Source organism: Asticcacaulis sp., assembly GCF_027484505.1.
Lineage (GTDB): Bacteria > Pseudomonadota > Alphaproteobacteria > Caulobacterales > Caulobacteraceae > Asticcacaulis.
Genome location: NZ_JAIXSV010000258.1, coordinates 1 through 9,157 on the forward strand (window position 1 = coordinate 1; position 9,157 = coordinate 9,157).

At 58.9% G+C, this 9,157-nt stretch carries 11 protein-coding genes; 7 read left to right on the top strand and 4 right to left on the bottom strand.

The genetic code is table 11. The annotated features are described in order from the left end of the window. Nucleotides 1–429 (top strand): GNAT family N-acetyltransferase (locus Q0072_RS15515; RefSeq protein WP_298331892.1); only part of this gene is annotated, 429 nt, incomplete at its 5' end. A 232-nt stretch (nt 430–661) separates the two neighbouring features. On the opposite strand, the gene phaP is transcribed toward Q0072_RS15515, so the two are convergent. Continuing rightward, nucleotides 662–1,096 carry a phasin family protein gene (phaP, locus tag Q0072_RS15520; RefSeq protein ID WP_298331895.1) on the bottom strand — a complete coding sequence of 145 codons (435 nt, stop codon included), beginning with the start codon at nt 1,094–1,096 and terminating at the stop codon, nt 662–664. Between the two features lie 429 nt (nt 1,097–1,525). On the opposite strand from phaP, the gene Q0072_RS15525 reads away from it, so the two are divergent. After that, nucleotides 1,526–2,920, top strand: coding sequence for a D-alanyl-D-alanine carboxypeptidase (locus tag Q0072_RS15525; protein WP_298331897.1), 1,395 nt, complete (start codon nt 1,526–1,528; stop codon nt 2,918–2,920). A gap of 106 nt (nt 2,921–3,026) precedes the next feature. Here Q0072_RS15525 and Q0072_RS15530 read toward each other — a convergent pair whose 3' ends face one another. Continuing rightward, nucleotides 3,027–3,467 (bottom strand): molecular chaperone DnaJ, encoded by a 441-nt coding sequence (locus tag Q0072_RS15530; protein WP_298331900.1) that lies wholly within the window; start codon nt 3,465–3,467, stop codon nt 3,027–3,029. 27 nt (nt 3,468–3,494) lie between these two features. Beyond that, on the bottom strand, nt 3,495–4,376 hold the full coding sequence (locus tag Q0072_RS15535; RefSeq protein WP_298331903.1) for a division plane positioning ATPase MipZ: 882 nt from the start codon (nt 4,374–4,376) through the stop codon (nt 3,495–3,497). A gap of 189 nt (nt 4,377–4,565) precedes the next feature. Here Q0072_RS15535 and Q0072_RS15540 point away from each other — a divergent pair, with 189 nt between their 5' ends. The 5 genes from Q0072_RS15540 to Q0072_RS15560 all read left to right on the top strand — a co-directional run bounded on the left by Q0072_RS15540 (nt 4,566) and on the right by Q0072_RS15560 (nt 8,010). Then, the gene (locus Q0072_RS15540; protein WP_298331905.1) at nt 4,566–4,835 is read left to right on the top strand and encodes a type II toxin-antitoxin system ParD family antitoxin; all 270 of its coding nucleotides are present in this window, start codon (nt 4,566–4,568) and stop codon (nt 4,833–4,835) included. Then, nucleotides 4,828–5,118 carry a type II toxin-antitoxin system RelE/ParE family toxin gene (locus Q0072_RS15545; protein ID WP_298331908.1) on the top strand — a complete coding sequence of 97 codons (291 nt, stop codon included), beginning with the start codon at nt 4,828–4,830 and terminating at the stop codon, nt 5,116–5,118. The genes Q0072_RS15540 and Q0072_RS15545 overlap by 8 nt, the downstream gene beginning before the upstream one ends. Nucleotides 5,119–5,155: 37 nt before the next feature. Then, nucleotides 5,156–5,968 carry a type I methionyl aminopeptidase gene (map, locus tag Q0072_RS15550; RefSeq protein ID WP_013480514.1) on the top strand — a complete coding sequence of 271 codons (813 nt, stop codon included), beginning with the start codon at nt 5,156–5,158 and terminating at the stop codon, nt 5,966–5,968. A gap of 10 nt (nt 5,969–5,978) precedes the next feature. Further along, entirely contained in the window at nt 5,979–6,626 is a 648-nt protein-coding gene (locus Q0072_RS15555; RefSeq protein ID WP_298331912.1) for a JAB domain-containing protein, read from the top strand. A 142-nt stretch (nt 6,627–6,768) separates the two neighbouring features. Further along, entirely contained in the window at nt 6,769–8,010 is a 1,242-nt protein-coding gene (locus Q0072_RS15560; protein WP_366941827.1) for an integrase family protein, read from the top strand. Nucleotides 8,011–8,558: 548 nt separating this feature from the next. Here the strand turns inward: Q0072_RS15560 and Q0072_RS15565 are convergent. Next, nucleotides 8,559–9,157: plasmid partitioning protein RepB C-terminal domain-containing protein (locus Q0072_RS15565; RefSeq protein WP_298331918.1), on the bottom strand; the 599-nt coding region annotated here is incomplete at its 5' end.

The window sequence follows — 9,157 nt, forward strand, 5'->3', positions numbered from 1 at the left end:
GAGGACGCCATGCGGGCGCGCTGGCAGGAATTGCAGGGCATGAACCTGCCTTATCTGGTGGCCACCGAAGGCGGTAACGTCATCGGCTATGCCTATGCCTCGCCGTTTCGGGCGCGCATAGCCTATCGCTATGGCGTCGAGGACAGCATCTATGTCCACCCTGCGCATAAGGGTAAGGGCGTGGGTAAGGCCCTGCTGAATGCGCTGATTGCGGCGTCAGCCGAGGCCGGTTTCTACGCCATGTACGCTGTGATCGGTGATGCCGAAAACACCGGTTCGATCCGCCTGCATGAACAGGCAGGCTTTGAACATACGGGCAAGTTGCCGAAGGCCGGCTATAAGTTCGACCGCTGGCTGGATGTGATCTTCATGAGCAAGCCCCTGCGCCCGACCGATGGCCCGGCGCAAGGCATGGGCTGGGCGAAATAATAATTTTAGCCACGAAAAACACGAAAAAACACGAACTTCATTTTGAAGATACACAGCGCGAAGCGCTCTGAACCCGCTCACCACAAACGGGGTTTGCCTTTCACCGCGAGTCCGCCCCGCAGCCTTTTCCAGCTTTTCGTGTTTTTCGTGGCCAAATTACCTTCGTGGCCAAAACAAAAAAATCCCCGCAGTTGCCTGCGGGGATTGATCTTTTTTCAGACCATACCGTTGATTAACGGTAGGACTGGAACTTTTCGACGGTCGCGGTCATGCGCGCGTTGATCGGCTTGAAGGTGTCCTTGAACGAAGCCGAGAGCGTCTCGGTCAGGGCGTTCATTTCCGACACATAGGATTCCAGAGCCGACTTGGCGTAGGACGACTGAAGCTCGATCACTTCCTGCACCGATTTGGCCGAAGAGAGGGTCTTGGCAGCCGTAACGGCCTCTTCCCAGCTCTTCTTGGTGTAGGCCGCGGCCTGCGCGCCGACCGTTTCCGCGCCCTTGGTGGCGGCGGTCAGGCTTTCGACGACGGCTTCGACATTGGCCTTCGACAGGGTGTTGACTTCGTTCAGGGCGCCGAGCGTCTTTTCAACGCCGTCCTTGAAAGCTTGGTTGGACGCAACGGTCATTTTTTCGACGGTCGCCTTGTAGGTTTCGGTATCTACCATGACAGTCTCTCCACTCAGGGTTAGGCGGGGTGTCCGCAAACCGGGCTGAACACGACCAAAGAGGTAAAAGCGTCGCCCGTAATGACCCTGTGTATAACGCAGATGCAGCATGACGTCAATGAATATTGTGCAGCGCACAAAAACCTAACGCGATTGTGATGCGCTTTCCTCACCCTGCGGACGAATCCGGGCGCATTTTGGCCAAAAATGCGCGCTTTTGTAAGACGCTGGTAAGGAAATCGGGCGTTCTGATTAAGGATGAATGAATTGAGGCTGACAGGCCTGCCTTTCCATGGTCTTATGTCATCTTCGCGTCCTGACTAAGGCCGGTTTTATCCTTGGCCGGGGTTGCGCGGGCATCCAAAATACCTCCCCTTGCGGCGTATTGTCGCCGTTCAGTCAGTAGCAGCGTAAAAGCGGGATATGCGAATGCGTCAAAAAATGTCTCACACGGCCCCCACCCGGAACCCGGTCAGGGTCGCGGCGAAAGCGGTCAACCTCAGGGCCATGCTGACGACGACCGCCGCGGCTCTGGCGCTGATCGGTGTGCTGGCCGTATCGCCTGCTCGCGCTCAGGACCCGGCTGACAGCGACCGCTACGCGGCAATTGTGGTTGATGCGCAGTCCGGTGAAGTCTTTTACGCCATGCGTGCCGATTCGCCGCGCTATCCCGCCTCGCTGACCAAGATCATGACGCTGTATATGGCGTTTGAGGAGATGGCGCAGGGCCGCCTCAAGCCCGATGACGTGATCACCCTGTCCGCTCACGCCGCTTCGATGCCGCCCACCAAGTCGGGCCTCAGGGCCGGTGACACCATCACGGTGGATATGGCCATGCGCCTGATCGCCGCCTATTCCGCCAATGATCTGGCCGCCGCTTTGGGCGAGCATATCGGCGGTTCGGAGCAGCGCTTTGCCGCCCTGATGACCGTCAAGGCGCAGGAACTGGGCATGACGCGCTCCAACTTCGTCAATGCCTCGGGCCTGCCCGATTCGCGTCAGGTGTCTTCGGCGCGTGACTTTGCGGTGCTGACACGCGCCGTCATGCGCGACTTCCCGCAATATTACGAATATTTCCACGTGCGGTCGGTGCAGTTCAACGGCCGCACCTACTCGAATCACAATCCGCTGCTGGCCTATCCGGGCGTTGATGGCATGAAGACCGGCTTTATCAATGCCGCCGGCTACAACCTCGTCGCCTCTCAGCGCAAGGGCAATCACCGCCTGATTGCCGTGATGCTGGGTGGATCAAACAAGGCGCAGCGCCGTGAGCACGTCACCAGCCTGATGAACACCGGCTTTGATGTCTTCGCCCGCCGCGACAAGGGTGAGCAGATCGTCGTCGCCCAGAACGAATTCCGTAGCGCCATGGCCCCCAAATATCAGGTGGTGGGCGATTCCAACGCCCTGATGGCCGCCCTTGACGCGCAGGATGACGAAGACGGCACCCCGGTGCAGCGTCTGTCCGGCACCGCCAAGGCCCCCGCCGTGGTGGCCGCCCTGAGCAAGGCTGAAAAGGCCGCTGAGGACAAGGCCGCAGCCAAAAAGACCTCGACCACCGCCGCCGCGAAAAAGAAGAAAAAAGACCCAGACGCCATCTGGGCGGTGCAGGTCGGGGCCTTCAAGCAGAAATCGCTGGCCGCCGACTGGGCCAAAGACATCAAGAAGCGCTTCCCGACCCTCAAAGGGTTTGAAACCGACGTGTCGGAAAACGACGCCGGCCGCTATCGCACGCGCTTTATCGACATGACCAAGGCCGAGGCGCAAAAGGCCTGCAAGGCCATCGAGGCCAAGCGTCTCGATTGTATGGTGGTGAAGTCGTAAGAGATAGAAGGCGTGGGGTCGCAGACCCCACACCCCAGAATTTTAACGAGGACTGTGCATAACTCGCTCATCATTGGGGGTGCAGGGGACGCGTCCCCTGCCCTTTCTATCTTTTCTTCAACAACACGTCCCGGGCCGCGTTGAGTTTGGCCGCAAGCGCATCCGAGCCGCCCTGATCCGGGTGTGCCGCCTTCATGCGCTGTTTCCATGCCTTGACGATGGCGCGGCGATCCGCCCCGACCTCCAGCCCCAGCGTGCGATAGGCCTCGATCTCGGCATGTGTCCACGCCCCCGCCGGTCTGGGCTCAGAGCGATACCGCGCCCCGCCCGCCATGGCAAAGGCGATGGACACCAGAATACTGGCCAGAATGTATTGTCCCCGCGCCACGCAAATCACGCCCGCCATGGCCACAGCCACAGCCCCTACGGCGATCAGGGCGCGTTTTTGCCTGATCCACGGTCCGGGTTTGAGCTTACCCAGGCGCGACTGACGGCCAACCCAGACCAGCAGGGCAAAGGCGGCAGCGGCGGCAATGATCAGATACACAGGGCGTTGTCCCGGACGGGGGCGGAATTACTCCGCCGCTTCGAAATCGTCCTCGTCCGTTTCTAGCTGAGGCCCCAGTTCCGTCAACTGTTCCGACACCGCCGCCTCGTTTTCGAGATCGAGCGCCAGCATGACGGCGCGGATTTCAGCGCGGGCCGAGACGTGCGCCATGGACACGGCCACGGGCTTGATCTCCTCGCTGAGGTCGAGCACGGTCAGCCCGAACGGGAACAGCTCGCGGTACAGCACGCGGTCGCGCAGGCCCGCCGCAACGCGGAAACCGATCCGCTTGCCCAACGCCTGAAGTCGGTCGTCGATACGTTTGGCATTACGCGCCTGATTGGTGGCGAGGCGGTTACGCAGCACGATCCAGTCGATGGTCTTACCGTCCCAGGTGGCGCGTACCTTGCGTGAATTCCACACGGTTTCGGCATAGATGGACGGGCGTTTGACGTCGAGCGTCACCGGATCGACCTGCCCCAGCAGGTCAAAGTCGATAAAGCTGTCATTCATTGGTGTGATGATGACGTGCGCTACCGCATGGGCGCGCCGCGACAGGAAGCTGTCGCCACCCGGCGTGTCGATGATCACATAGTCAGCCACATCAATCGCTTCGCTCAGCGCACGGTCAAAGGCGGCCTTGGCCTCGGCGTCCGGCACCTTGACCAGTTCCGCCGGATTCTTGTGCAGAAACGGCTCAACGGCGTGCGGCAGGATCTTCTCATTGGCCGCCGCCCACTTTTTACGGTTCTCGAAAAAATGCGCCAGCGAGCGTTGACGCAGATCGAGGTCGATAATGGCGACGCGCTTGCCCTGATGCAGCAAGGCCGCTGCCACGTGCATGGCGACGGTGGACTTACCCGCCCCGCCCTTTTCGTTGCCAAAAACCAGAATACGCGCGTTCGACATGACCCTACTCCACAGCCCGAATCAGTACCCGATCCGGACTCCTTATTTTGGGGCAGACGCATCAGACGTCAATAATCGGTTAACGATTTAACGTGGACAGAGCGGGCCGTGTCTGCACAAGGGATCGTTCACTTTTATGAATATTTGTGAATTTGCTTATTTGATATAGGCTGACATCAGAGGTGTTTGATGGCGACCATGACCGTTTCCCTGCCCGATCAAATGAAAGACTGGATCGAAGACCTGACGCGCAACGGCGAATATGCCAGCTCCAGCGACTATGTGCGCGATCTGGTGCGACGCGACCGCGAGCGACGTGCTCAGGAGCTGACGTTGAACGATCTGCGGCAGATCATTGATGAGGCGCGCACGGCCGCACCTTCCGAGCGCACCGTGGCGGACATTTTTGCCGAGGCCAAACGCCGTACCGCCGCCCGGCAGGACAATGGACGTGGCTGATTACCGGCTGTCGGCCCGTGCCGAAGGCGACCTTCTCGACATATTCATCTACACGATTGAGCGATTCGGCCTCGCACAGGCCGAACGCTATCAACACGACCTGATGCTCTGTTTCGACCTGCTGGCTGAAAATCCCGGCATGGGGCGGCCGGCCAGCGCCGTCGCCGAAGGTTTGCGCCGCCACGAACACGGGCGTCACGTGATCTTCTACGAAGCCACAGCGGGCGGCATTCTGATTCTGGCCCTGATACACGCTGCCAGTCTCAAAGGGGTGACGCTTTAGTCTGGCCTTGGCGTCATCAAATGACTATATTGCCGTCATGACCACAGATAGCGATTACATCACCCGCACCGACCGTATCAAAATCCACGGACCCGAAGGCTTCGAAGGTATGCGCCGCGCCGGCAAGGTTGCCGCCGACTGCCTCGACATGCTGATCCCCTATGTGGTGCCGGGCGTAAAGACCTCCTATCTCGATGATCTAGCGCGGGAGTTTATCTTCGATCACGGCGCGCTGCCGGCCTGCGTCTTCTATCGCGGCTATATGCACACCGTGTGTATTTCGCCCAACCACGTCGTCTGTCACGGCATCCCTTCTGAAGCCAAGACGCTGAAAGACGGCGATATCGTCAATATTGACGTCACCGCCATTATCGATGGCTGGCATGGCGATACCTCACGCATGTATGAGGTCGGCAACGTCAATGCCAAGGCACGGCGTCTGGTCGATGTGACCTATGAATCCCTGCATCTGGGGCTGGCGCAGATCAAGCCCGGCAACACCTTCGGTGACATCGCCCACGCCATTCAGAAATACGCCGAAGCCCAGCGGTGCAGCGTCGTGCGCGATTTCTGCGGCCACGGTCTGGGCCAGGTCTTCCACGACAACCCCAATGTTCTGCACTTTGGCCGCGCGGGCACCGGCCCCGTGCTGGAAGAAGGCATGTTCTTCACGGTCGAGCCGATGATCAATCTCGGCCGCCCGGAGGTAAAGGTGCTCAATGACGGCTGGACCGCCGTGACGCGCGACAAGTCGCTGACGGCGCAATGCGAACACAGCATCGGCGTGACAAAGGATGGGCTCGAAATCTTCACGGCCTCGGACAAGTTCCGCCCGCAGCCGGTGAGCTGAGACAGCGGACATGGCTGAGGGGGAGCCACCGACAACCGAAACCACCCTTCCCGACCCCGCCTTGCCCGACCACGGCGGCCATCGCCAGCGGCTGCGCGACCGGGCACGCCGCGGTGGAACGTCGGTCCTGCCCGATTACGAGGTGCTGGAGCTGTTTCTGTTTCGCTCCATCCCGCAACGCGACGTCAAGCCGTTGGCCAAGGCGCTGTTGAGCCGGTTCGGCAGCCTCTCAGCCGTGCTGTCGGCCCCGCTGGAGGACATGCTTCAGGTTTCGGCGCTCGACAACAAGGGCCGGTCGCTGAGGATGACGCCGGACATCGCGCTTGATCTGCAACTGCTGTTCGAGGCGACGCGCCGCCTGATGGCCGAGCCGTTGAAGCGCGGCACGGTGATTTCAAGCTGGCAGGCGCTGCTGTCCTACCTGCGCGTGACACTGGCCCACGAACCGCGCGAGCAGTTCCGCCTGCTGTTCCTCGATAAGAAGAACCAGCTCATTGCCGATGAGATCATGAACTACGGCACGGTCGATCACGCCCCGGCCTATCCGCGCGAAATCATGCGTCGGGCGCTGGAGCTGTCGGCCTCATCCGTTATTTTAGTCCACAACCAGTTATCATCGACATTTTCTCACCCTTTCGTACGACCACACGCCCAATAAATTCAATAGTTTATTTCGTTTGCCTAACACAAGGGTGCACTGGGATACTGGTGACGTCATAAGGGCAATTGATACATCAACTGCCCCCTGTCACTTTCCCCAATGCACTTAACGATCCCAGTTGGATGGCGGAAGAAACGATATGTCTTGTCTCACTGATCTCGAAGTTAGGCGTGCCATTAAGCGTGTTGAGAACACGCGCAGGCAGGAGAACCTCTCCGATGGAGACGGTCGTGGTACAGGCCGGTTAATGCTGATTCTTAAGCCAATGCCAAAACGGGTTACCTGTGATTGGATGGCGCAACAATTCCGGGATGGGAAAAGGACCAGAAAGAAGATCGGATCCTACCCGTCAATGTCGTTGTCTGAAGCAAGAGCTATCTTCAACCGCGACTTCGCGAATGTTATTCAGAAAAGACGTAGCATCAAAATCGCTGGAGACACGCGGATAGGGTCAGTAGGCGATCTGTTCGAAGGCTATGTGCAGTCACTAAAGGAGGCTGGCAAGCCGTCGTGGAAAGAAACCGAGAAGGGCTTGAACAAGGTCGCGGGTATCTTAGGGCGCGAGCGCCCGGCAAGGAACATCGAACCCGATGAGATCACCGCCGTGATTAGACCGATTTATGAGCGCGGAGCGCGATCCATGGCGGACCACGTGCGAACCTATATTCGTGCGGCATTCAGCTGGGGCCTAAAATCCGAACACGACTACCGAACATCATCGCCGCGCCGGTTTAGACTGGTCTACAATCCGGCCGCCGGCATTCCTACCGAGCCGAAGACCGTCGGCACCCGATGGCTCGACGAGAGCGAGTTCGTGCGCCTGTACCGGTGGCTGGAGTGCCCTGACGTGCCGATCCACCCGCCCTATCCCCGAGCCATTCGCCTCATCATGCTGACGGGCCAGCGAGTCGATGAAATCGCTCAGTTGCACGTTTCGCAATGGAACGCGGCGGAGCGGATCATCGACTGGTCAAAAACCAAGAATAACATGCCGCACGCCATCCCGGTGCCAGACGTCGCCGCCGAGTTGATTGAGAGCATCACGCCCAACGAGTACGGCTGGTTCTTTCCTTCACACAAAGACCCGAAGCGCCCCGTCCGAGCGACGACCCTATATAGCTTTGTCTGGCGACAACGCGAGCGCGGCGTCATCCCTCACGCGACGAACCGGGACCTGCGTCGGACATGGAAGACCCTCGCGGGTAAGGCTGGCCTTTCTAAGGAGATCCGAGACCGCTTGCAGAACCACGCTCTTCAGGACGTAAGTTCCAAGAATTACGACCGCTGGAACTATATGCCCGAGAAGCGAGCTGGCATGAAAAAATGGAACGCATTCGTGGTTCGCATGCTGGCCAAAAAGAGGGATCGTCTTGCAGCCTAAGGGACCTGATTTCAGAAGATATGTTTGGCTTACGGTTCTTGTCGCCTGCCTCATAGTGGGCGCCATCGTACCGTTCGTTTCCAAACCCAATCCGTGGTGGCTGTTGTTTGGTGTCGGCGCCATCGCCATCCACGTTCTCACGCCGAAAAGATAGGTTTCGGCGCCATCGAGCCCGGCGACCGGTCACCTGAAAACGATGGACCGATCCCTAAACGGGTATGATATGTTTCTGATAGGAGAAGAGATATGACGATAGCGGTTGAAATAGCTGACCGGCTTTACGATTAGGCCGACGAAGAAAAAGCCGCTGAAGCCGTGGCGGCGTTCCAGTCCCGGTATGCACTGGATGACCACGCGTTGATCGCTTTCTGGGAAGACGAAAGCAGCCCAAAACGCGTGGAACTGGAAAAATCCCCTTCGATGCAGTCGACGCCAATGGATCGGCCAAACGCGCTGAAGAGACCATTCCGGCGGGAATTTCCCTTGTAATCGAGACAGAGGGCGCCTGACTTCCGACGGCCGGTGGAAACCCTCACCAGCCGTCAAAACTACATCTGTGGACCGTCGGCCGCAGTTGGCGAGAGGTTGGCCATATCGCTGACTTTCTGAAACTGACGCAGTATCTCGGGTTGATGGAGGCCTAGGTATCGCACGATGCGCGTGTTGCCCAGAAGCGTGCCAAGATAACCACGAGCCAACGTCAGGTTTAGAACATCCCGCCCGTAGGTCTCCTCGACCAACCTGAATTCCCGCTGTAGACCCTCCATTTCCGATTCCATCCGAGCCATCTGTGCGTCATCGAGCCCCTTGATTTTCTTCGGCTGGTCAGGGTGCACGAGTTGCGCCTTTGGGGTGGCGGCCAGCAGTGCCTTCGCATAAGTCGTCGTATAGGTATCCGCGTCACGCATAAGGGTCGCCGTCTCGATTTGGCGTAAGGCCGTCATTTTCCGCAGGATGGGAAAGACTTTCGGCGCGACGAATTTGTCCTTTAGAAGGTCCGCAGCCTCCGGGCAAATGCCCATGAGTAGGTTTCGAATTTCAGCGATCTTGCGGATATCCAGGTTCAGAACCTCCGATAGCTGTTCCTCCGGAACACCCTTGTCGATCGCCCGCCGGATCATCTTATGCTCCTGAATGGCGGGCATAC